Genomic DNA, 23,676 nt, shown 5'->3' with positions numbered 1-23,676 from the left:
CTTGACACCATTGAACACCGTGAGGCCCTCGTCCCCCGACGTCTCCGCGCGCATGTCCCGCCAGGCCAGCAAGGACACCAGTGCCGAACTGGCCGTACGACGCCTGCTGCATGCGGCGGGCCTGCGCTATCGCGTGGAGTACCCGGTGCCGGGCATGGCGCGGCGTCGTATCGACATCGCCTTCACGCGGGCGAAGGTGGCGGTGCTGATCGACGGGTGTTTCTGGCACGGGTGTCCCCTGCACGCTACGTGGCCGAAACAGAACGCCGAGTGGTGGCGAGCCAAGTTGGATCGGAACATGGCGCGCGATCGTGAGACCACCGAGCATCTGACCGCGCAGGGGTGGACGGTGTTGCGGTTCTGGGAGCACGAGGCTCCTGAGGAGGTGGCCGTACAGGTGCGGACCGCCGTGGCACGGCGTCTGGCGGAGAAGGGGCGGGGGCACCGGAAGTGGGCGGACTGACCTTCATGGACGTGTGCTCCGGTGCGGGTGGCCTCGCCCTGGGGCTGGAGCGGGCCGGCTTCGAGCCACGTCTGTTGTTGGACGACGACGAACTCACGGTGGAGACGCTGCGCCTCAATCGGCCGCGCTGGAACGTGCTCCACGCCGATCTCGTGGACTTCGACCCGGTCGAGCACCCCGAGAGCTATGACGTGGACCTTCTCTCGGCGGGTCTGCCACGGGTGCGGTCCAGCGCCACCGTGGGACGGGCGGACTCGCAGACCGAACTGCGCCTGTTGAGAGCCACGATCCTCCTGGTGCACGCGATCAAACCGCGGGCGGTGCTCATCGAGAACGTCCCCGAGCTCGCTCACGCCGAGGAGTACCGGCCGTTCCGGGATTACGCCCGAGCGGAGCTCGTCCATCTGGGATACGCGTTCAGCTGGTTCGTGGTGAACGCCGTCGACTTCGGCGTGCCGCAGAACCGCAAGCAGGGCGTCCTGGTGGCCGTCGAGCGGAGCCGAGCCCACGCCTTCCGGCCACCCGCTCCCACGGTGCGAGAGCCGAGGACGGTCGGTGCCGTCCTCGGGCCGTCCATGGCCGCACGCGGATGGCGGGACGCCGCCCGCTGGGCCGCTCAGGCCGACGAACCGGCTCCGACTCTGGTCGGAGGCTCGAAGAACCGCGGCGGCGCCGACCTGGGGCCGACCGGCGCCAAGCGCAAGTGGGCGACCCTCGGCGTGGACGCGCACACGGTGGCCGACACGGTCCCCGGCCCGGACTTCGTCTGGGCCCCGGAACTCGGCAGGGACAACATGGTGAAGCTCACGACCGACCAGGCGGCACTGCTGCAGGGATTCCCGGAGTCGTGGCGGATCGCCGGGCGCAAGACCGCCCGCTACCGCCAGATCGGGCACGCGACACCGCCGCCCGTCGGAGAGGCGCTGGGCCGGGCGATCGCGGAAGCCCTGGACAGCGACTCGGCACACTTCCCGGCCGGCTAGACTTCCGCCACATGACCAGCACGGCACCACACCAGTCCATCCTCGACAAGCCCTATGTCCTGGATCTCTTCGCCGGGCCCGGTGGGCTGGACGTGGCCGGACACGTGCTGGGCGTCCGCAGCCTCGGGATCGAATGGGACCGGAGCGCCTGTCTGACGCGCTACGCGGCGGGTCTCGAGACCTTGCACGCCGATGTGAGCGCGGTGCGCAGAGACTCCTTCGAATCGCTGCCGCCGGATATCAATGTGCTGGCCGGCGGTCCGCCATGTCAGACGTACTCGGTGGCCGGAAAGGGTGCGGGCCGCAGAGCTCTGGACGAGGTCAAGCGATACATCGATCGTCTGATGGCGGGCGAGGACGACGCGGAGATCGACAAGGATCTGAAGAACCTCAGCGATCCCCGCACCGCGATGGTCCTCGAACCCCTCCGGTACGCGATCCGCGCGACCAGGAGCCCGAGCCGGGATCACCGCCCGTACGACGTCATCGTTCTGGAGCAGGTCCCGGCGGTCGAGGCGCTCTGGGAGCAGTACGCGAAGGCGCTGGAGGGGAACGGCCTGCCCGACGGGACTCGGTACAAGGTCGTCGTCGACGTGCTGGACACGGAGACTTACGGGGTGCCGCAGACGCGCTCGCGAGCAGTGCTGATCGCGCGGCGCGCCGAGCTGGGCGCGCCCTCCCTGCCCGCGCCGACCCACCGCGCCTACGAGGCGAAGGCGTGGAACAGGATGAGCGCCAGGTCCTCGACCCACGCCCATCAGCCCACGCTCGACGAGAGGGGCACCCCGGACCCCGACGACGATCTGCTGCCCTGGACGTCGATGGGGCAGGCTCTCGCGGAGCCGGTGGGCGGGCACCCGGGCCGCAGGGTGCCGTTCCTGGTTCGCTCGAACTACGGCAGCTCGGGCAACCCCGGTCGGCGCGGAGTACGGACCGACCGACAGCCCGCCGCCACCGTCACCGGCCGCATCTCCCGCTTCGTGGTGTTCGAGCACCTGAACGAGAAGATCGTCCGGGAGGGCGCGAGGTTCAGCATGAACGAGGCGGGGATGCTGCAGAGCTTCCCGCCCGACTATCCGTGGTCCGGTACAGCACAGGCCCAGCAGGTGGGCAATGCCGTCCCCCCGCTGTTCGGTGCGCATCTGCTGAGTGCCGCTCTGGGGCTTCCCGCACCCGATCCGCAGTCCCTGAGGAAGCCGTGGCAGCGGGCCACGGAGGAGCAGCGCGCCAAGCTGCGCAGCGAGGGTTGCGGGGCCGCCGACCACTGCACCCCCCGCTGCCCGCGCCCCGACGAACAGGCGACGCGGTAACCGCCCGGTGGGGTTCAGTCGCCGTTCTTCCTGCCCCTGATCGGTGCGGTCTCGAACAGCTCCGTGAAGTAGGCGGTGAGCGCGTCGACGGATTCCTCGGGCACGGGGTCCTCGTCCGGCCCTTCGGGGAGTTCGTGCCGCCCGACCGGCGGTGCCGAGGCAGCCTCGTCGATCCACTCCCGTAGCCGGGCGGGGTTCCTGGGCTCGTCCGGTGCGAGCACGTCGTAGATCAGGGTCGCTCCGGCCGCGTTGATCGCGGCGCTCAGGCCGTTGATCTCTCGACCGGTGGTGACCGTGCCCCGCTCGAGCAGGCGGACCAGTGCCTGAGCCGTGGGTCGGTGGTCGATCAGGTCGAGGCGGAGAACCGTGTGGATGAGGTCCTGGTTCCCGCAGGCGATCTCGACCGGCCCGTAGTCGGGTCCGTTGCGGAAGAGTTCGGCCGCCCACCACAGTCTGGAGAAGCACTGCCGGTCCGCCGGGCCGCGAAAGCGCTCGGCGGCGATCCGCCGCTCCGGGTGCCTGGCCGTCGGCTCTCTCAGGTGCCGCCAGGCCACGTAGTCGGGGGCCACTGCGAGGGCCAGGTGGTTCCACAGTCGCTTGTCCGCCGCCTCTCGCCGGGTCAGACGCAGCGTCGCGTGGAGGCGTGGGGCCAGCCAGGCGTCGGCGCGAGTCCGGTCCTCCCGGAACTCGAACATGGCGTCCTCCACCAGGCTGCGGATCGGTTCGACCCACCACCTCGCGTCGTCCTCGGGCAGCTCCTCGACGACCTTGGCGAGGTCGATGCCACCGTGGACCTGCTCACCTCTCAGGAGTTCCTCGGTGAGGAACGTGTCGACGGCCGATGCGGGCAGCAGCGCCAGACGCTCCGGTACGTGGTCGGGCTGGGTGATCACGTCTCGCTCTCCCGGTTCATCTGTTCCAGGGCGCGGATGACATAGCCGAGCGCCCTGGATGCCTCGGCGCGGCGGACCGCCGCGTAGTGGATGCGGGTCTGGAGTTCCGCCCAACCCGACTCTCCCGTGCGTCGGCGGTGGACCTGCCGCAGGGCCTCCTCGACGTGCACGCCGGGAACGACGTCGGGCAGCATCTCCCGCAGCACCTCGCCCTGCCAGTCGGTCGGGAAGACCGGGCCGCTACCCGGTTCCACCTCCAGGTCGCCGATGGCGCTGTGGAACACCGCGGTCCAGACGTCCGTGGCCATCTGGGCGACCAGGAGGTCTCTCACCTTGCTGTCGACGCCGGAGCCCTTGCTGTCCAACAGCCCCATGACACCCTCGACATCGGTGTTCACGAAGACGGTGGGCACCCTGGCCGAGGTGTCGACGACCCACGGGGCGTCGGCATAGACCCGCAGCCAGTCGCGGGAGCTCCTGCTGAACGAGGCCTTCTGCACCTCGAGTCGCAGCCCCCGGACCGGTTCGTCGGAGACCGTGTCGACGACCCAGCTCCGATCGGTCTCGGCGATCGACCGGCCACGCACTCCGTCCACCGTTCCGACGGCGTACACGGCCAAGGAGGCCCGCCCCAGGTGATCGTCGCGGAGCACCTCCACGGAGCCCGACCAGTCCCGACCGTTCTCCGTGTCTCGCGTAAGTTCCGTCGAGGTACGGACGTTGGTCTCCCCGTCCGTGAGGACGGCGAGCACACGCAGATCGGACCAGGCGGCGTCGGGCGCGTCCGCCCCGGGCGGCAGCGTGGCCGAGAGACCGATCGTGGCGCTCGACCAGTCGTCGTGCCCGGCGATGCCGAGTGCCACGGCCTGCTGCTGGGTGGAGTACGCGGTGGTCTCCAGTCGGTCGCGGGTGCCGTCGGGGAGCCTGAGGGAGACCGAGGTCACCCGGAGCGTGATCGGACGGTTGAGCCGCTTGTACGGGTAGATCTTCACCGCGTCACTCACCCTTCCCGGCACGCAGTTCGAGGACGAGGCGGGTGAGCGAGGTCCTGACCGGGTGGCTGGTGATGTCGGTTGCCCCTCGGAACGTCGCGCTGCGGATTCCGGGTGCGAAGCGCAGGGTTCCGTCCTGCACCTCGCAGCCCTCGACAGCCACGAGTTCGGCCCACTCCAGTCTTGGGCGGCCTCCGGAGCGCACGTCCAGCTGGGCGATCGGCACCATCGGGACGACCTGGTCGCCCTTCGGGATGCTCACCTCCGCGGTGATCTGCCACTCTCCCCCGTCGCCGATCGTCGCCTCGAGCCCTTCGAGGACCGGTATCACCGGTCCGGAGGGTGCCTTCGCCTTCGGACGCTTCCTCACGGTCAGCGCCTTGCGCAGCGCCTCACCGCCTCCTTGGTTGCCGCGCCTGGGCCGTGCGACGAGGTCCCTGACGGCGTTGTTGACCTCGCTGGTGAGCATGCTGATCCGCCGGTAGGCGGAGGGCGACCAGCGAAGGGTCAGCTCCTCCGTCTGCCCCCAACGATCGTGCTCGGGCGGTTCCGCCGCCCGCAGGAACTCCTCGGCCTCCTGGGCGAAGGGGGCGGACTCGCCCGCCGCCTCACCCACCAGGAGCACGGCCTGGAAGGGGTTGGTCCCGACCGGCAGCCTGGGGACGCCGGCCTTCCTGACGGTCATGCGGTTGCCGCGCAGGGAGTGCACCTGGTTCTTCGTGCCGTCCCTGTCCTCGGCCTCGGTGACCAACAGGACCGCTTGGTGCGTCCCGAGGGTCCCGCGCGCTCCTCCCTGGAGCGGCAGCTTCAGCGGAACGGTCCTCGCCGCCACCTGCCCGGCCTCGGTGAGTCGGTCCACGGTGGCGCCCTCGTAGTACGCCCGCAGGGCCCGGGTGCGGGAGGGCTGCTCCACGGAAGGGTCCACCTGTTGTTCGGGCACGACCTCTTCGCCGTTGCGCAGGGCACGGACGGAGACCTCCAGGAGCGGCAGTCTGCCGCCCCCACCGGTCATCGCGGCCCAGAAGTCACGCCCCAGTGCCTCGACGAGACGCCGATGCATCCGGCGGATGTCCCGCGTGTCCTCGCTGCCCTCCTCCTCGGTGATCTCGTCATCGCCCTCGGACACGCTGCCCTCGAGGCTGGCCACGTCGTGCGCGCCCACGATGAGGAAGGAGGTACCGGGTTCGTCGCTGTCCCGGGTCAGGTGCAACCGCGCCACGGTCTCCTCGTCCGCCCACCAGGAACGAACCACCCTGGCACCCGGCGAGTCGGGATCGGGACGACCGAACCAGGCTGGGCCCGCGTACGGTTCGCCGTTCACCTCACGCCAGGGCAGTTCGAGGCGGCCGATGACCCGCCGCTCCGTCCGCCCCTCGTGGGGCACGGAGAGGGTCGAGTTGATGAGCACGAGCCCCAGGGCGCTGGTGGCCCACAACGTGGCCTTGCCCAGGCCGTAGGAGCCACCGGCGGCGGTACCGGACTTGAGGCTCTCCAGTTGCCGCCGGACCACGGCCGCGAACTTGCCGTCGGCGTAGTCGTCCCCGGTGAGGCCCGAGGCGTTGTAGTCGTCGACCCGCAGCAGGACCAGACGACCCTTCTCGTACATGTCGCGCACGCCGGCGTCGACGACCCGACCGACCTTCTGATGTCCGGCGATCTCGGAGACGGCCGAGTAGTGCGGGAAGAGCTCGTTCCAGAGAATCGCGTCGCGGAAGGCGTCCAGGGCCTCGCCGGTCAGCTCGTGCAGGGTGTAACGGACGCGGACCGGGCGTCCGTTGTCGGTGAGGCGCTCGTCGAGGCTGTTCTGGCAGGTCTCACGGGCGAGGACCTGCACGTCGGCGTCGAAGGCGAAGGCAGCGGCATTGCCCAGATCGCGACCACCGTCGGGGTATCCGGGCCGGTGGTACCAGGTGAGCGGGAGGCCGGACCGGGTGTCGGTGGTGCGGGTGTGCACCGTGCTCACATCTGTGCCGAGTGCCTTCGCGATGTCCGCCATGACAGTGGGGCGTGGCGTCGATCTCCCGGTGATCCACGCGGAGACGGCGGCCCGAGTCAGTCCCAGTTCCTCCGCCAGTTCGGCCTGCGTCTTCCCCGCGAGCTTGAGCTGACGGGCCAGCCAGGGCCCGAACTCCTCACCAGTCTCCACGCGTCACCTGTCTTCCCTCGAGGCGTACCGGGAGGCTAATTTGACAAGAGAGACCGTGTCAACTGACAGTTGACCGGAGCTCGGTCGTCCGAGTCGATCACAACGACGACCAATATGCCCGATTCGACCCCACTGTCCCCACCAGGAAACAGGAAAGCGGAGTCAGTTCCGAGAACGAACGGAAGTTCGGGGGTTGCGCCGTTGAGTAGCGATCGATAACTTCCATCACGATGGAAAAGCCGTCCCGCCCACGAGACCCCAATTAGGGGGATCGAGCGGCCGGGAACACGTGTGCTCGAACAGTGTCGGCGACAGGCAGAAGAACTTTCACAGAAAGCCTGCGACGCGACGACTTCACCGCTATCGTGATCGGCCACGAAGAAGCATCTGTTCCACGGGGGGCGTGGGGGCACGAAATTAACCCCTGTGCGACAGACGCCATGCATCAGGGGGGATTCACTCCATGGAGGAGCAGAACTCAGGCGACTTCCCGAAATCGTTCCGGAAGTGGGTCGCTTTCGAGCTGAGCAGTAGTCCAGCACCCGGCATGGTCGGGGCGGCAACCGTACACTCCGCCTCGCCCTGACGTACGGCACGTCCGGCTCCGAGACGCCGTTCGACTCCCACGGGCCACCTTGTTCCTATCCGGCCGGCCCGTTCTCAGACATTCGCCCGTGCCTCGACCTGCCCAGGGGTGCATCAACCGTGCCGTCCTCTTACTCTCCGGTCATCGAAACCGTCCTGCAGCAATCGTCTCGCGTCCTGCAGACCTACGCCGTCGACCCCGGTCTCGTGGCCGAGCACGCGAACGGTGAACGTCGTATCACGCAAGGCGGATACGGTGACCGCCAGCTTTTCGAACTCGTCCAGAACGCGGCCGACGAAATGGCCGACGATCCCGGTGGACGCATCCACGTCGTTCTCACCTCGACGCATCTGTACTGTGCCAACGAGGGGAATGCGGTGACCCCGGAGGGCGCCGAGACGATTCTCCGGATGAGCATGTCGAGGAAGCGCGGAGGTCAGATCGGACGCTTCGGCGTCGGTGTCAAATCCGTCCTCGTGGTGACCGACGCTCCTCAATTCTTCAGCCGCACCGGGAGTTTCGGGTTCGACCGCGACTGGTCGTACGAACGGATCAAGTCCGTCCCCGGTGTCACGGATCGCTACGGATCGGAGTTCGACGCACCGGTCCTGCGGATGGCCCGCCCGCTCGACGCGCAGGCCGAACGCGCCACCGACCCCGTCCTGGACGAGCTCCTGACCTGGGCGATCACCGTCGTGCGCCTGCCCCTTCTCGAGAAGGCTGACGAGCGCCTGGGGCAGGACATGCATGGGGGCCGAGCCGAGCATCAAGGCGAGCCGCGCGAGGAGTTCCCCGTCGGTTTCCAGTTCTTCTCGCCTCACGTCGGCAAGGTGGTGCTGGAGGACCGGCGGCCCCAGCCCCCGGCGATCCGCATTCTGACGGCACGTCAGTCGGGCGCGCTGCGCACCGTCGTCGAGGAGCGGACCGGGAAGACGCCGGCCACCGAGCACTGGCGCGTCTTCACCACCACCCATGAGCCCGGCCCGGCCGCCCGCGCCGACGCCGGAGAGCTGCATGACCGGATCGCGCTCGACCTCGCCTGGGGCGTACCGGCCCTGGAGAAGGACCCGGACAGCGGCCTGTACGTCAGCCCCCGTTCGCGCGGCCGCGGGAGGTTCTGGTCCTTCTTCCCGACCAAGTACGAGATGTCTCTGAGCGGCATTCTCAACGGGGCGTGGAAGACCAACGAGGACCGGCAGAACCTGCTCGACTCGTCCCCCTTCAACCAGGAGATGATCCGCGTCTCCGCGAGGCTGGTCGTCGACTCCCTGCCCGACCTGGCACCCGCCGAGGACCCGGCCGCCTATCTCCCGCTGCTGCCCGGCCGTGTCAAAGAGGCGATCAGCTGGGCCGACGAGTTCCTGACCCGGGAGATCTGGGCACGCACCGCGGACCGTCCGTCGCTGCCCGACCAGGACGGAGTTCTGCGCCTTCCCAAAGAACTGCGGATCCACCCGCGGCTCGACAAGGACCCGAAGCGACTGTCCCGTTGGCTGCGCATGTGGCACGAGTGCCCCGGACGCCCGTCGAACTGGCTGCACCCGAACGTCGAGGCGGACTCACTGCGGTCCGGCAAGGTGGAGCACATCCTCGGGGCCGCCGGCCACGAACGCAGCGACGTCCGCACCTGGCTGGAGGCATTGGTCGAGAGCGGCACCGCCGAGGCCTCCGCGGTGGCTGTGCGGATCCTCGCGGACATGATCGAGGCCGGCAACCCGCACGCCGCGGAGGCGCGCCAGGCTCGCATCGTGCTCACCGAGGAGCACGGTCTGGTCGCTCCCGTGCCCGGCAAGGTGTTCCGCCGCGCCGACCAGGGCGGGTTGCGCGAGTCCCTCGTGTATGTGGTCGACGAGATCGCCCAGGACCCGTCGTCGGCACACGCCCTCGACGTGCTGGGCATCCGTGAGGCCGATGCCGAGGGCCGATTCGTGAGCGTCTTGGACCAGGGCTTCGACCACTACCGCGAGTCGGACTGGGAGCGGTTCTGGGAGCTGTTCCGTCAGGCAGGGGTACGACGTCTGGCCCACAAGGTCATGGAGCGCGTCCCCTCGCCCCGGTCGACGCTCCGCGTGCGCACCGCCGACCGACGGTTCCGGCCGATCGAGGACTGCATGCTGCCCGGCGTCGTGGTCGACCCGGAGCGCGATCCGAGCGTCGCCGTCGACATGAAGTTCCACTCCGACGACACGCCGTTCTTCACCCAGGTCGGGCTGCGGGACCGACCGACAAGCGGGGTGCAGCCCGGGGCCGACGAGGCCTGGTTCCAGGAGTACCGCGAAACCGTCCACGCCGCCTGTCTGCGCGGCCTGGACGCTCGTGCCCCACGCCCCTCGCTGACCAGGTTGAAGGTGGAGGGCGCCCCGATCGGTGGTCCTCTGCACCTCTTCCGCGCCCTGTCCGACGAGTCGCGTGCGCGGTTCCTGAAGGCGCTGCCCGACGACGCCGTGGTGGACAACTGGACGCGTCAGATCGGCGCGCAGAGCAGCACCAGGCAAGCGGTGACCTCGCCGATCCGGTGGATGCTGCGGAAGTACGGCACGGTCGCCACCTCCCAAGGCGTCAAGCCGCTGCGCGAGGCGGTCGGTCCGCAGCTCGCCGCCTACCGCGACGTGCTGCCGGTCGCCGACATCTCGCACGAGAAGGCCCGCAGGCTCCGGCTGCCCAGCACGGTCGACGAAGTGCCTGCCGACCGTTGGGACGCGCTCCTCGACGAGGTGTCCCGCAGTGAGGACGACACGTTCGTCGGCAAAACCTACGTCATGCTGACGCGCATCGGCGCAGACTTCCCCGAGGACTCCTTGACCCGTTGCCGGATCGGTGACACCTGGGGCACCCGACCCGACGACGAGATCACCGTCGCCGTCGGCCCCGCCGAGTACCGGGCGCTCCGCGCGGAGCAGCTGCCGGCGCTGCTCGTACCGACCGCCGAGGACGCCGAGCTGATGGTCGAGAAGTGGGGCATGCTCCGCTACTCCGACGTGATCAGCCGGGAGACCCGCGAGGTCCCCGAGGGCGGACCCGTTCCGTTGATCGAGCTGTTCCCGGCTCTGCGGCAGCGGCTGAGCAGCGGGAACCGGAACACCATGGTGCAGCGCTGCACCGAACTGGAGGAGATCACCCGCACGCCCGACGGCATGCGCGCCGAGCCGCTGGAGGCAGTCAGTCAGAACGGCGTGGTCAAGGTGCGCGTTCCGGTGGCTCCCGAACAGATGCTGATGCTCGTCGACCGGGAACTGGAACTGGGACTGGGTCCGGCCGGATGCCGGGCCGTCCTGGAGCACCAGGAGCGCATGGCCCGGGACAGAGAGCTGAAGGCGGCACGGGATGCGGTGCGCGCGGCCGAGGACGTCGTGGACAAGATCGAGCTGCTGATCGGCGCCGACGCCCTCCGTGCCGGCCTTCCCGAGGGACTGATGGAGGCCGAGCGGCAGGCCACCGGCGGCGCGGAGCCCTCGGGGCGCCGAATCGCGCAGATGGCGTTCAACGCTCACGGCGACGGCGTGCTCCAGCAGCACGCCAGGGACATCCAGGCCAGGTTCCCCGACGCGCCCGTGGGATACACGGGTTCGTCGGCCGCCATCGCCTTCGTCTCGGGGCTCGGTCTGCCGGTCGCGTTCGCCGGCTCGAGGACCCCGCCGCCGCCCCCGTTCGAAACCGTGGAGGGCCCACGGAATTTCCCCTCCCTGCACGACTACCAGGAGGACCTGGTCCGCAACGTCTCGGACATGCTCGACCGGCTGGTCCCCCAGCGCGGCATGCTGTCCCTGCCCACGGGCGCCGGCAAGACCCGGGTGACGGCGGAGGCCGTGATCCGCTGGGTCAAGCGGGTCGGTGACCTCAAGGGGCCGCTGCTGTGGATCGCGCAGACCGAGGAGCTGTGCGAACAGGCGGTGCAGAGCTGGAAGTTCGTATGGAGCAAGGTCGGCGCGGAGCGACCGCTCACCATCAGTCGCCTGTGGGGCAGCAACGAGGTCGGGAACGTCGTCGAACACCCGCACCTGGTGGTCGCCACCGACGCCAAGCTGGAGCGGTGCCTGGACACCGACCGCTACGTCTGGCTTCGCGAACCCGTTCTGGTGATCGTGGACGAGGCGCACACCGCCATCTCCAAGCGGTACACCCACGTACTCGGCCTGCTGGGGCTCACCCAGTACGAGACCTCCCGCCATCTCCTCGGACTGACCGCCACCCCGTTCCGCAATCGCAACGAGGAGCAGACGCGCCTGCTCGTCCGGCGTTTCGGCAACCGGCGCCTCGACGAGGGAGTCTTCCCCTCCGGCGATCCGTACCGCGACCTGCAGGAGTGGGGCATGCTCGCGCAGGTCGAGCACCGTACCCTGGAGGGTGGCCGGATCGTCCTGGACCGGGACGAGAAAGCTCACGCGGAGCGCATGGCGGTGCTCTCCCGCTCGGCCGAGCAGCGACTCGCCGACGACCATGCGCGCAGCCGGCGCATCGTTGACTCGGTGGCCGAACTCCCCGACGACTGGCCCACGTTGCTGTTCGCCACGTCGGTCGATCACGCCAAGTACCTGGCGGCCATGCTCAACGACCGGGGTGTCCCGTCCGCCGCTGTGGACTCGACGACCAGCCCGCAGGATCGCCGCGCCCGCATCGAGAGCTTCCGCGAAGGACGCATCCGGGTGCTCACCAACTACGGCGTGCTCACTCAGGGGTTCGACGCACCCGCCACCCGGGCGGTGGTGGTGGCCCGTCCGGTCTACAGCACCAACGTCTACCAGCAGATGATCGGCCGAGGCCTGCGCGGACCCAGGAACGGCGGCAAGGACACGTGCCTGATCCTCAACGTCAGCGACAACATCGCCAACTTCGACACCCAGCTCGCCTTCACCCAGTTCGAGCACCTCTGGAGCCGGAAGTGACCGACGCGTACCTCGACAGTCCCGCGCTCACCGCCGAGCAGCGGGCCGTGGTCGAGCAGCCCTGGGACGCCAGGGTCCTCGTCACCGCACAGGCCGGGGCCGGCAAGACGCACACACTGGTGCGTCGGCTCGACGCGCTGTGCGGCCACGGGGACCCCGAAGAGGCGCTACAGGCGGCCGAGATCCTGGTGCTCACCTTCTCCCGGGCGGCCGCCCGGGAGCTGCGGGAGCGCATCGCCCGACACGGTGATCGGGCCCGCCGGGTGCGCGCTCAGACCTTCGACGCCTGGGCCTACGGGGTGCTGGCCCAGGCCTGCCCGAACGGCGAGTGGGGCTCGGTGGGGTTCGACGACCGGATCATCGCGGCGACCGACGCCATAGAGAAGGGCGCGTTGGAGATCGGGGACTCGGTGCCTCCCGCCCACGTCATGATCGACGAGGTACAGGACCTCCTGGGGGTCCGCCGGGAACTAGTGGAGGCGGTGCTCGACCGGTACCAGGACAGCTGCGGCTTCACGATGGTCGGGGACGCCGCCCAGTCGGTCTACGGATTCCAGATCAAGGACCCGTCCGAGCGCGCCGACGAGACGGGCCGGTTCTTCGACTGGCTGCGCTGCTCGTTCCCCGACGACCTGGTGGAGCTGCAGCTCACCCGGAACTTCCGTGCGGTGACCCCCGAGGCCAGGGTCGCGTTGGCCCACGGCCCCCGACTGCAGCAGGTCACCGACGCGGAGGAGGCGGGGCGGCTCTACGAGGAACTGCGCGACCTGCTCCTGGATCCGGAAAATGCTCTGGCGGACCTCACCGATCCCCTCACCCTGAACAATCTGCGAGACCTCTCCGACACCTGTGCGATCCTCTCCCGCGACAATCGGCAGGCCCTGGTGGTCTCCGACCTGCTCCACAAGCACGGCGTCGAGCACCGGCTACGTCGCCCCCTGGAGGAGCGACCGGTGCCGTACTGGGTGGCCGAGCTGCTGCGCCGCACCGAGGCGACAGGGCTCACCGAGGACCGGTTCCGCGCCCTCCTCGGTGAAATACCTCTGCCGTACGAGCCGAACACGGACGCTCTCTGGACAGTGTTGCGCCGGGTCGCACGCGGCGCCGGGCGCGATGTGCTCGACCTGGAACGGCTGCGCCGGGCGGCGGCCGACGGTCGGTTCCCGGACGAGGCCGCCGATCCGGAGACCACCCGGCTCGTCGTCTCCACCGTGCACCGGGCCAAGGGCCTGGAGTTCGACCAGGTGATCGTCCTGACGCCACCGACCGTCGTCGAGCTCCGCAAGCAGCACAAGGAGGAGCTGGACCTCCCCGCCGAGGCCCGCGCCCTGTACGTGGCGATGACCCGGGCCCGTCACGACCTCTACCACGTGGGCTCCCCCGAGCTGCCGAAGTTCCGAAGAGCCGGGGCCAGAAGCAACGGCCGCCGGTACGTCGGCGGCTGGAAGTCCTGGGAGAGATTCGGGATCGTCGCCGAGGCGGGCGACGTGTGCCGCGACAACCCACCCGCCTATGACACCGGAGGCGCAGAGACCCAGACCTACCTCCTGGAACGAGTGCACCCAGGGGACGAGGTGGTGCTGCGCAGGCGCCACGACATGCCGACGGGTGAGTACCAGAGCCCGCCCTACGCCCTGCTGCACCGGGGACGGGAGATCGGGGAGATGTCCGAACGGTTCCGTGAAGGGCTGTTCCAGGTGCAGAAGGTCAGCCGGTCGTGGGAGCCCTGGTGGCCCGACGAGATCCACGGCCTGCGGATCGACACCTTGGAGACCGTGACCGGCAGCATCGCCGCCGGCGCCAACGCCGGACTCGGGGATCGGGGCGTGTGGATCGCCCCGCGCATCACCGGGATCGGGTGGTACCGCAGCGCCGACAGAGACGAGGAGCAGCGCGCATGACGCAGACGACAGACCCGCATGCCGAGCACTACCGGGTGCGCGACGAAGAACTGCTCGCGGGGCTCCGCCGTGAACTCTTCGGCCCCGACGAGGAGGCCGACCCCGAAGAGAGGGCGGAGGTCCTCGACCAGGACGCGCCGATCGACCGGTATCTGACCGGGGTGCTGTATCCGCGTGCCTCCAGGGAGAGGAGGCGCGAGAACGCCGCCGAGCAGGACGGTCTGGACACCGCGCCCGTCTCCACGCGTGGGGACGCGGAGGAGGCCGCCGATACCGACGACATCGGTGTCTCCGGGGACAAACGTCCCTCCTCCATGGGGCTGACCTTCGCGGTCGATCCGGCCGAGTGCGGCACGATCACGATCTCCACGTATGCGGCCGTCTACGAACCCCGCGACGCCGAAGGAAAGCCGATCCCGGCCCGCCGGGCCGAGGCTCGCACCACGGCCGAACAGCGGGAACGGTGGCACCGCAGGGAACTCTCGCTGCCTCCCGAGACGGTCGACGTCACCACCTCGGTCGGCGACAAGCGCGTGGACCTGGACGAACGAGCCCAGCTGCGCATCATCGTCCGCCGCGCCGACCCGACCACGAACACGGTCACCGTGACGGTGACGCTGGTCAACACGCAGAAGGTCGGGGAACGGGACCTCCAGGACGCCTTCGCCCTCTTCCAGTGCCGTCTCAAGATCCGAGCCGCCAACGGCTCCAGCGCGTTCGTCGAGCGTCCGGCTCCGGACTCCGCCCACGATCCGGAGATCGCCACCAGCCGACTGCTGCACCGTCACGCCCCGACCTTCGCGGTCGGGCACGGTTGCGCCGCCGCCTGGGACTGGGATCCTTCGCCGATAGGCGTGGACGACGCCCGCACCGCCGCAGTCCCGGAGGTGCGCACCGAGTTCGTGCCCAGCGTGGAGGTATTGCTCACCGACTCCAACCCGGAGATCGACAGTTCCTCGCTGTCCATGCTCGGCCTCGCCGAGAACCCCGACGCAGAGGTTCTGGCCGCCCTGGAAGCTCTGGCCCAGGGGTACGAGGACTGGATCGACCGCAAGGCGGTGGAGGCGGACGCGCTGGCGGGCGGCCCGCACGAAGGGCCCGCGCGGGAGCAGGTGAGGGCATGCCGTGAGGCGCTCGGTCGTATCCGTGCGGGTATCGACCTGCTGCGCACCAAGCCGGATCTCATGAGGGCGTTCCGGCTCGCCAACCGGGCCATGGCGGACCAGCGGGCGCGGAGCGCCTGGGTCAAGGGCGGACGCACCGGTGCGCCCGACCCGGCTGCCGGCCGGTGGCGTCCCTTCCAGATCGCCTTCATGCTGCTCTGCCTGGCGGGCATCGACGACCCGAAGCACGACGATCGAAGGATCTCCGACCTGCTCTGGTTCCCCACCGGTGGTGGCAAGACGGAGGCCTATCTCGGGCTGATCGCCCTCACGTCCTTCCTGCGGCGCATCCGCAAAGGCCCGGACGGCGGCGGTGTCACCGTGATCATGCGCTACACCCTGCGGCTGCTCACGCTGCAGCAGTTCGAACGCGCGGTAATCCTGCTCTGCGCCATGGAGAACCTGCGGCGCCGGACGCCCGAGTTGGGTCATGAGGAGTTCTCCGTCGGCATGTGGGTCGGGCGCTCGGCCACGCCGAACGAACTGTCCGTGGCCGCCGCACGGCTCGACGAGCTGCGGGCCAACCTCTCCAAACGGCTCGCCACCGAGAACCCCGTCCAGCTGCACGCCTGCCCCTGGTGCGGCACGGGTCTGGATGCCAGGAACTACGAGGTCGACGAAGACGCCAGGCGGATGTACGTCCGCTGCCCCGACGCCGGCTGCGACTTCAGGGACGGCCTGCCCGTTCATCTGGTCGACGAGGCGGTCTACGACGCACGCCCCACCTTGGTGATCGCCACCGTCGACAAGTTCGCCTCCATGCCGTGGCGTCCGAAGACCTCCGCCCTGTTCAACCTCGACGACCCGAACGACCCCACGCCTCCTCCGGAGTTGATCGTCCAGGACGAACTGCACCTGATCTCAGGACCGTTGGGCACGTTGACCGGCCTGTACGAGACGGCCGTGGACGCGCTGGCCGACCGCCCCAAGGTGATCGCCTCCACGGCGACCATCCGTCGGGCGGCCGACCAGGGACGCCACCTCTTCGCTCGTGAGGTGCGGCAGTTCCCGCCCGCCGGCCTGGACGCCCGCGACTCGTGGTTCGCGGTGGAGTCACCGCGCGAGGCAAAGGCGAGCCGCCGCTACGTCGGGCTGCTGGCCCCGGGCACCAGTCAGTCCACGCTGCTCATCCGGACGTACGCCACGCTCCTGCACAGGGCACGGCACGCGAACACCACGGACGAGGTGCGTGACGCCTACTGGAGCCTCGTCGGCTACTTCAACAGCCTGCGCCTGCTCTCCGCGGCCGAGCTCCAGGTCCATGACGACGTGCCGGCCTACCTGGAGCTGCTCGCGGAGCGCGAGGGCGTGGCCGTACGCTCGATCCCCAACTACTCGGAGTTGACCAGCCGTATCGACGCCAGTGAGATCCCCGCGCGTCTGAAGGGCATCGAGAAGAGGCTGCCCGACCCCGACACCGTGGACGTCCTGCTCGCCACGAACATGATCGCGGTGGGGGTGGACGTGGATCGACTCGGGCTGATGGCAGTGATGGGGCAGCCGCAGACGACCGCCGAGTACATCCAGGCGACCAGCCGGGTCGGCCGGGCCCGTCCCGGCCTGGTCGCGGTCATGCTCAACGCGGCGCGCGCCCGTGACCGCTCCCACTACGAGAACTTCCAGAACTTCCACTCCGCCCTCTACCGCGAGGTCGAGTCCACCTCCGTGACCCCCTTCTCCGCCCGCGCACGCGAACGGGGTCTGCATGCGGTGATCGTCGCTCTCGCCCGCATCCTGATCCCGGAGGCCCGCCCCAACGAAGGCGCGGGCAAGGTCGAGTCCTACGAGGACATCCTCCGCGACCGAATCAAGACACTGCTGATGGACCGCGCGAGCGCGGTCGCCCCCGAGGAGGCCGAGGCCGTCTCCCAAGGGTTCGACGAGTTCGTCGAGTGGTGGCTCAAGCAGGCCGACGCCCACGGTGGGCTGCTCTTCGAACCGAAGCCGGGCAAGAGGACCCCGTCGCTCCTGAAGGCCTACGACGACGAGTCGGAGGACAGGTACGCGTGGTCCACGCTCTGGAGCCTGCGCGACGTCGACGCCGAGACCGCCCTGTTCATGGAGGGAACCCGATGACCCCACCGCCCGCCCGTCGCCGCCGGACCGGCACGAACGCGAACGTCCCCGTCCACACCTTTCTGCGTCGCGGTACGGTCCGCCGAAGCCAGGCCATCACCACGTACGGCGTGGGGTCGCTCATCGCCGTCGACCACGAGTCCTTCATCGTCTCGGGGCTGGACGAGGCCGACCGGAGCTGGAGTGCCGACGAGTCGCCGAGGATCCACGAGCGGCGGCTGGAACGGCTGCTCGGTGTCGACCACTTCCGACTGCCGCCTGCATCCGGCGACACCAGCAAGGACGGCCTGCGGGTCCGCCGCTTCCCGCAGATGCACTCGTGCCCCGGGTGCAACGAACTGCAACCCCACCGCGACTTCAACCCGCCCGCCGGCCGCAGCGTCTGCGGAACCTGCGAGACGGAGCTCGTGCCCTCTCGTTTCGTCGTCGCCTGCGAGGCCGGCCACCTGGGCGAGTTCCCGTACTGGCACTGGGTACATCGCTCCGAGGACCGATCTTCCACGGCGGCCGGCAAGTGCGGCGGCAGACTCATGCTCCGCACGTCCGGGCGGACCTCCTCGCTCCGCTCCATCCTCGTCTCCTGCACCTGCGGACGGGCTCCGGAGGTCTCGATGGAGGGTTCCTTCCGCAAGAGCGCCCTCAAGGACTTGGGACTCACCTGCAGAGGCACTCGCCCTTGGCTGGGCTCCACGGCCCCGAATCAGGAGTGCGGGCTCCCCCTGCGCACCTTGCAGCGCGGTTCCTCCTCGGTTTGGCAGCCGGTGCTCAAGTCGGCTCTCTCCATCCCGCCGTGGAGCAGCGGCCGAGCGGATCCGCTCGCAGGTCACTGGGAGAAGCTCAGGAAGTACGACGACAGGGCGGCCGTCCAGATCTATCTGGACGCCGTGTTCGACGAGGGTGTGTGGCCCGTCACGCTGGACGAGGTGATGGAGCTGCTCGCAGCGGAACGCGAGGAGGATCCTGACGGCGAGACGGACGCCTCCTTCGACCACCGCTATCGCGCCCTGCGCAACAAGGAGTACGAACGGCTCCGCGCCGGAAACGAGGAGAGCGACCACTCTCGCGACGAGCAGTTCGTCTGCGAGCCCCCGCTGGGCGATCAGAGCGTGCTCGAGCCCCTCGGGGTCACCGGACCGATGCTGGTGAAGAAGCTCCGAGAGGTGCGCGCCCTGAAGGCGTTCACCCGCCTCGTCGACGCCGAGTCGACCACGGACATCAAGGAGATGCCGCTCTCCCAGAAGCCGCTGCGCTGGCTGCCGGCCATGGAGGTCCGCGGCGAGGGCGTCTTCCTCCGCCTGGACGAGGGCCGGCTGGGCGCCTGGGAGAAGGCGACGGCGGTGGCGGCCCGGGTCGAGCGCATGCGCGCCGCCCACCAACGCCTCCTGGAGCAGCGCGCCCCCGACCCGAGCCGGGCCGTGCCGTCCCCGGCCACACCTCGCATGGTTCTGCTGCACACGCTGGCGCACGTGTTGATCAACGAGTGGAGCCTGGAGGCGGGCTATCCCTCCGCGTCCCTGCGCGAACGTCTGTACGCGGCCGACGACATGGCCGGACTGCTCGTCTACACCGCGACGAGCGACTCGGCCGGCAGTCTGGGCGGTCTCGTCGCACAGGGCGAACCCGAGCTGCTCGACCGCACGGTGCGTTCGGCCCTCCGCCGCGCCGCATGGTGCTCCTCCGACCCGCTGTGCATGGAGGCGGAGGCATCGGGCACCGCCGGGACGAACCTCGCCGCCTGTCACGCTTGCGTGATGCTCCCGGAGACGAGCTGCGAGCACAACAACATCTTGCTCGACCGCGCACTGCTCGTAGGCACTCCGGAAGAACCCGACGTGGGCTTCTTCGCGAGAGCACGGCACGACTGACGTAGATCCAGCATCCGTCTCATGCCCGACCACGGGGAGGTGGCCGACGACCACCGACTGCTTTGTGCGCGTCACCTCCCCAGCTCCGCCTCGTACCGCGTCTGCACACGGTCCAGTGCTGACTCCACATCACAACCGTGTGCACGCAGCCAGTGCAGGTAGTCCGTGATGACGGTGATCACCGACTCCTCAGCCATCACTCGCCCATCCCTGCCCACGCCCGACAGACAGTGCTGGGTCGTATCTGTGTACGTCCCCCGCGCCTCGGTCCGCCTGCCTCCGGAGGTCTCCACAGGGGTGCTCGGGGAGGTGAGTCCGGTCGCCAGCTCGCACCAGGTGACCTTGCGGTCGGGGCCGAGCTCAACGCCCCACCGTTCGGCGAGTGCGTCGATCAGAGCCATGCCTCGGCCGCCCTCCGACTCCATGTTCGCGTCGAGCAGGGTGGGCAGGGCGCGAGTGTCCGGGTCACGGACCTCGATGCGTAGCCGCATTCCGTTCATCGAGACGCCGAGCGTGGCCGGCGTCCCGGGGCCGACGTGCGTGATGACGTTGGCCACCAACTCGCTGACACAGAGCTGAGCTTGGTCGATGACCTCGTGCAGTTCCCAGAGGGCTAAGTGCGACCGCATGACTCGGCGCAGCCCCGCCACCTCCTTGGGTTCGGCCGTGAAGGCCAGATCCCATGACGTTTGTCTCATGCATGCTTCCTGGCCCACGAGAACCCCTCTCCGCGCGACGTGACCCCATGGACGACTGCCAGTCATGGGGCATCACGGTGCGTTGCTTCGCCACCAGAGTGGAGCTCGCGTATCCCGTCGTGCAATGTGCACGGCGGGATTCCCACGACCGAGTGATTGGCAGGCACAAGCCTTGGCGCAAGACTGAACGTCCGCTATCCGAAACGGGGTTGATATGGCCGGATCACCCACCGCCCGCCGGCGTCGCCTGTCGATCGAGCTGAAGAAGCTCCGCGAGCAGAGTGCGCTCACCTGCGCTCAGGTCGGCGAGGCGTTGGACTGGAGCGGTTCCAAGGTCAATCGCATGGAGACCGGCAGCGGGCGGGTCCAGCCGTCCGACGTGGACGCGTTGTGCCGCTTCTACGGCACCACGGACGAGCTCCGCGAGTTCCTGAAGTCACTGGCCCGTCAGGCCAAGACACGTAGCTGGTGGCAGGTACACGGCTCGGGCGTGCCCCAATGGTTTTCCATCTACATCGGCCTTGAACAGGACGCTTCCACCTTGCGCCAGTATCAGTGCGAGGTACTGCCCGGTCTCCTCCAGACAGAGCCGTATGCCCGCGAACTGCACACCTGCGGCTCGTACCTGCCTGCTGAGGACATCGAGCGCGCCGTCCGCGTGCGCCTCGAACGTCAGTCGATGCTCAACGCTCCCGACGCCCCCGACTGCTGGTTCGTGGTGAGCGAGGGGGCGGTACGCAGGGTTATCGGCGACCACGAGTTGATGCAGGCGCAACTGGAGCACCTGTTGGGGGCAGTAGATCGGCCGAGTGTGACCTTGCAGGTGTTGCCGTTCGACGCGGGCACTTGTCCCACCACCGGGTCGTTCACCTTGCTGGGGTTCCCTGATCCTGAAGACCCGGACATCGTGTACCGGGATGGCATTACGGACGCGATGTACTTGGAGGGCGAGCCCCATGTCCGCGAGTACAACCGCGCCTTCGACGAGCTGAGGGCCGCCGCCCTGAGCCCGCGGCGGTCCATCCAACTGATCAAGGACATGGTGAAGGAAGGCACACAGTGAAACCCTCGCCCGGTAACAACACTCAGCCCCCGCCCGCATGGGTCACGTCGTCCTACAGCAACGGGGCGGGAGGCGAATGCCTCGAGTGCGGAGCCGGGGGCGACCGAATATGGCTACGCGACTCGAAAGTCGGCGCTGACGTAGTCGCTTCCGTCAGCCCCGAGGCATGGCACACCTTCACGCGTGCGGTGCGGCAAGGCTGGTCGGAGAACCGCTGAGCGGCCGAGTACCCCCCGAGTCTCCAGCCGCCCCGGGCCCCTGCAAAGACCCGTCATCGAGGCGTGAGCAAACAGAACTCGTTGCCCTCCGGGTCGGTCAGGATCGTCCAGTGGATGTCGGACTGATCGATGCCGGGGTCTCCGGCGCCCAGGGCGCGCAGGCGGGCCTCCTCCGTCGCCATGTCGTCGCCGGGGTAGGGCCTGATGTCGAGGTGGACGCGGTTCCATACGCGCTTGGGGTCGGGCGTGCGGACGAACTCCAGGTAGGGGCCGACGCCGGCGCTGGAGCGCATGCTCGCGTGATCGTCGGCGACCTCGTGCACCGTCCAGTCCGTCGCCTCGCCCCAGAAGCGGGCCATCTGACGCGGGTCGGCGCAGTCGACGACCACCGCGGCGATCGGCCCCGTGTCCTGGTAGACCGGACGGGGTTCCAGAACGCAGAACTCGTTGCCCTCCGGGTCGGCCATGACCGTCCAGGGGACGTCGCCCTGGCCCACGTCGGCGAGCGTCGCGCCGAGTTTCTGCAGGCGCTCGACCGTCTCCGCCTGGTGGGCGGCCGAGGTGGTGGCCAGGTCGATGTGCACCCGGTTCTTGACCGTCTTGGGCTCCGGGTCGGCGATGAGGTCGATGCAGACCGCTGAAGGGTCGGGGTAGGAGAAGCCCACGGGTTCGAGATTGGTGACGCCGGGCGCCTCGCTGTCGATCCCCCACCCGAGCACCTCGGCCCAGAACCGGCCGAGCGCCGCGTCGTCCTGCGCCTTCATGTTGATCTGCACGAGTCGCGTAGCCATTCGGCCGATCCTAGGGCTACCGCTGCCGTCGACCCACCCGTTTTCGAATCAGGCATACGGTCGTGACGGTGGGTGTTCTCCGCCGAGCAAGGGGCTCCGGGAGCAGGCCATGGGCTCAGCACGCCGCCCCGGTAGCGAAATGAACGGTGGCACGGGCCTGTTGAGGAACTCATGACTCGACGACCAGGGCCCAGGGTGTTGTCCGAAGAAGAGCTTTCCGCGGTGCTCGGGCGGCAGCGGTTCGGCACGCTGGCGACCGTCAAGCGGGACGGACATCCCCATCTGACGACCATGGCCTATGCCTGGGATCCCGGCGCACGGCTGCTGCGGTTCTCCTCCACGGCCGACCGGCTCAAGGTGCGGCATCTGAAGCGCGATCCACGGGCGGCACTGCATGTGCCGGACGGCAGCGTGTGGTCGTTCGCCGTCGCCGAGGGGCTGGCCGAGGTCTCGGAGATCACGTCCGTTCCGGGCGACGCGGTCGGGCGGGAGCTGCTCGGGATGATCCCGGAGGGGGAGCGGCCGGAGGACGAGGCGGCGTTGTTGGAGGAGCTGGTCGCCGAGCGGCGGGTGGTCATCCGGCTGAAGGTGGACCGACTGTATGGAACGGCACTCGACGTCGACGCCGGGTAGGCCGGGAGGGGAGGGCGGGAGAGGAGGGGGCGCCACCGGGCCGGGCCGGCGGCCCAGAGCGTCAGTCCAGGTCGCCCCGTTCGATGCAGAACTCGTTGCCCTGGGGGTCGGCCAGGGTTACCCAGCCCTTGCCGTCGGGGCGGGTGTGGTCGGCCAGTTGGCGGGCGCCGAGGGAGAGGGCGCGGGCCACTTCCTCCGCGCGGGTGCGGCCGGTGGGTTTGAGGTCGAAGTGGAGCCGGTTCTTGGTCGCCTTGGCCTCGGGTACGCGGACGAAGAGCAGGCCGGGGCCGGTGCCGGCCGGGTCCTCGATCAGGGCCTCCGGGTCGCCTGGCTTGTCGTCGTCGGAGAGGGGGCGTCCCAGCACCTCGCTCCAGAAGGTGGCGAGTTCGTAGGGGTCGCCGGTGCAGTCGAAGGTGATGTGGCGGATCGTGGGGTTCACGAGGGGCTCCAGGGGCGCGGCGGGTCGGTCTCGCAGGATGGCGTGGCGGGAGGGGCGGCGTCGACGGGTTTTCCGGGAGCAGCCACGAGTTCGGAGGGACCTGCCCGACCGGCACCTCGCCCCCTGAGCCGGGCGGTCTGCCCGACCGGCACCTCGGCCCCTGAGCCGCCGGCAGCGCCCGCGGGAGTTAGCCTCGGGGCAGGTGAGACACGCGTCCCGGCACGGGGCACGGCAGCAGGAGGCAAGGCATGGCGAAGGTTCCCAGCTCGGTGGTGGCCGCGAGTGGACTGGTCGGCGGCTACGGCGTCGCCCGCTGGACGCGGAAGCGGCAGCTGGGCGGGGTGGTCCTCGCCGCCGCCGGTGCGACGGCCGCGCGGCAGTGGCGGCAGCAGGCCGGCGGGGTGGCCGCGAGTGCGCTGACGGCCGCGTATGTCGCCGCATTCGCCGGGTCGCATCCGCTGGCCAAGAAGGTGGGCGCCTGGCCGGCGGTCTTCGGTGTCGCCGGTGCCGTGGCGCTGGCCTCCTGGGCGGTCGCCGACCGCCGCGGCTGAACAGAGCAGAGCAGAGAAGCGG

At 69.4% G+C, this 23,676-nt stretch carries 17 protein-coding genes; 11 read left to right on the top strand and 6 right to left on the bottom strand.

All coding sequences use genetic code 11. From position 1 onward, the window contains the following. Positions 1–52: 52 nt before the first annotated feature. Genes HCJ93_RS11680 through HCJ93_RS11670 form a run of 3 tightly spaced genes read left to right on the top strand, consistent with a single transcriptional unit; the run spans position 53 to position 2,756 of the window. Positions 53–463: a very short patch repair endonuclease gene (locus HCJ93_RS11680; protein ID WP_167994131.1), complete on the top strand. Its 411-nt coding sequence runs from the start codon at positions 53–55 to the stop codon at positions 461–463. Beyond that, positions 451–1,446 carry a DNA cytosine methyltransferase gene (locus tag HCJ93_RS11675; RefSeq protein ID WP_167993945.1) on the top strand — a complete coding sequence of 332 codons (996 nt, stop codon included), beginning with the start codon at positions 451–453 and terminating at the stop codon, positions 1,444–1,446. Before HCJ93_RS11680 ends, HCJ93_RS11675 begins: the two co-directional genes overlap by 13 nt. A gap of 11 nt (positions 1,447–1,457) precedes the next feature. Further along, positions 1,458–2,756, top strand: coding sequence for a DNA cytosine methyltransferase (locus HCJ93_RS11670; RefSeq protein ID WP_167993943.1), 1,299 nt, complete (start codon positions 1,458–1,460; stop codon positions 2,754–2,756). Between the two features lie 14 nt (positions 2,757–2,770). On the opposite strand, the gene HCJ93_RS11665 is transcribed toward HCJ93_RS11670, so the two are convergent. From HCJ93_RS11665 to HCJ93_RS11655, 3 genes are read right to left on the bottom strand one after another with little or no spacing between them, the layout of a single operon-like run. Then, on the bottom strand, positions 2,771–3,649 hold the full coding sequence (locus tag HCJ93_RS11665) for a DUF6339 family protein (RefSeq protein ID WP_167993941.1): 879 nt from the start codon (positions 3,647–3,649) through the stop codon (positions 2,771–2,773). After that, positions 3,646–4,641, bottom strand: coding sequence for a hypothetical protein (locus HCJ93_RS11660; protein ID WP_167994129.1), 996 nt, complete (start codon positions 4,639–4,641; stop codon positions 3,646–3,648). Before HCJ93_RS11660 ends, HCJ93_RS11665 begins: the two co-directional genes overlap by 4 nt. 4 nt (positions 4,642–4,645) lie before the next feature. Then, positions 4,646–6,787, bottom strand: a complete 2,142-nt coding sequence (locus HCJ93_RS11655; RefSeq protein WP_167993939.1) for a helix-turn-helix domain-containing protein — start codon at positions 6,785–6,787, stop codon at positions 4,646–4,648. A 705-nt stretch (positions 6,788–7,492) separates the two neighbouring features. Here HCJ93_RS11655 and HCJ93_RS11650 point away from each other — a divergent pair. The 4 genes from HCJ93_RS11650 to drmB are packed head-to-tail and all read left to right on the top strand — an operon-like array spanning position 7,493 to position 19,261. Next, the gene (locus HCJ93_RS11650) at positions 7,493–12,256 is read left to right on the top strand and encodes a DEAD/DEAH box helicase (RefSeq protein ID WP_167993937.1); all 4,764 of its coding nucleotides are present in this window, start codon (positions 7,493–7,495) and stop codon (positions 12,254–12,256) included. Next, positions 12,253–14,157, top strand: coding sequence for a UvrD-helicase domain-containing protein (locus tag HCJ93_RS11645; protein WP_309141379.1), 1,905 nt, complete (start codon positions 12,253–12,255; stop codon positions 14,155–14,157). The genes HCJ93_RS11650 and HCJ93_RS11645 overlap by 4 nt, the downstream gene beginning before the upstream one ends. Further along, positions 14,154–17,396: a helicase-related protein gene (locus HCJ93_RS11640; protein WP_167993935.1), complete on the top strand. Its 3,243-nt coding sequence runs from the start codon at positions 14,154–14,156 to the stop codon at positions 17,394–17,396. The genes HCJ93_RS11645 and HCJ93_RS11640 overlap by 4 nt, the downstream gene beginning before the upstream one ends. Beyond that, the gene (gene drmB / locus HCJ93_RS11635; protein ID WP_167993933.1) at positions 17,393–19,261 is read left to right on the top strand and encodes an MrfA Zn-binding domain-containing protein; all 1,869 of its coding nucleotides are present in this window, start codon (positions 17,393–17,395) and stop codon (positions 19,259–19,261) included. Before HCJ93_RS11640 ends, drmB begins: the two co-directional genes overlap by 4 nt. A 71-nt stretch (positions 19,262–19,332) precedes the next feature. Here drmB and HCJ93_RS11630 read toward each other — a convergent pair whose 3' ends face one another. Continuing rightward, positions 19,333–19,959: an ATP-binding protein gene (locus HCJ93_RS11630; RefSeq protein ID WP_167993931.1), complete on the bottom strand. Its 627-nt coding sequence runs from the start codon at positions 19,957–19,959 to the stop codon at positions 19,333–19,335. Positions 19,960–20,173: 214 nt separating this feature from the next. On the opposite strand from HCJ93_RS11630, the gene HCJ93_RS11625 reads away from it, so the two are divergent. Next, positions 20,174–21,022 (top strand): helix-turn-helix domain-containing protein, encoded by an 849-nt coding sequence (locus HCJ93_RS11625; RefSeq protein WP_167993929.1) that lies wholly within the window; start codon positions 20,174–20,176, stop codon positions 21,020–21,022. Beyond that, the gene (locus tag HCJ93_RS11620) at positions 21,019–21,240 is read left to right on the top strand and encodes a DUF397 domain-containing protein (RefSeq protein WP_167993927.1); all 222 of its coding nucleotides are present in this window, start codon (positions 21,019–21,021) and stop codon (positions 21,238–21,240) included. Before HCJ93_RS11625 ends, HCJ93_RS11620 begins: the two co-directional genes overlap by 4 nt. Positions 21,241–21,293: 53 nt before the next feature. Here the strand turns inward: HCJ93_RS11620 and HCJ93_RS11615 are convergent, their stop codons facing one another. Continuing rightward, entirely contained in the window at positions 21,294–22,031 is a 738-nt protein-coding gene (locus HCJ93_RS11615; protein WP_167993925.1) for a VOC family protein, read from the bottom strand. 171 nt (positions 22,032–22,202) lie between these two features. Between HCJ93_RS11615 and HCJ93_RS11610 the strand changes: the two genes are divergently transcribed. Beyond that, positions 22,203–22,664, top strand: coding sequence for a pyridoxamine 5'-phosphate oxidase family protein (locus HCJ93_RS11610; protein WP_167993923.1), 462 nt, complete (start codon positions 22,203–22,205; stop codon positions 22,662–22,664). A gap of 61 nt (positions 22,665–22,725) precedes the next feature. On the opposite strand, the gene HCJ93_RS11605 is transcribed toward HCJ93_RS11610, so the two are convergent. Further along, positions 22,726–23,103 carry a VOC family protein gene (locus HCJ93_RS11605; RefSeq protein WP_167993921.1) on the bottom strand — a complete coding sequence of 126 codons (378 nt, stop codon included), beginning with the start codon at positions 23,101–23,103 and terminating at the stop codon, positions 22,726–22,728. 248 nt (positions 23,104–23,351) lie between these two features. On the opposite strand from HCJ93_RS11605, the gene HCJ93_RS11600 reads away from it, so the two are divergent. Then, entirely contained in the window at positions 23,352–23,654 is a 303-nt protein-coding gene (locus HCJ93_RS11600; RefSeq protein WP_167993919.1) for a hypothetical protein, read from the top strand. The last annotated feature ends 22 nt before the right edge of the window (positions 23,655–23,676 follow it).

Source organism: Streptomyces composti (assembly GCF_012034205.1).
Taxonomy (GTDB): Bacteria; Actinomycetota; Actinomycetes; order Streptomycetales; family Streptomycetaceae; genus Streptomyces; species Streptomyces composti.
The sequence above is the reverse complement of the archived record's forward strand: the minus strand, read 5'-3'. Positions and strand labels throughout refer to the sequence as shown.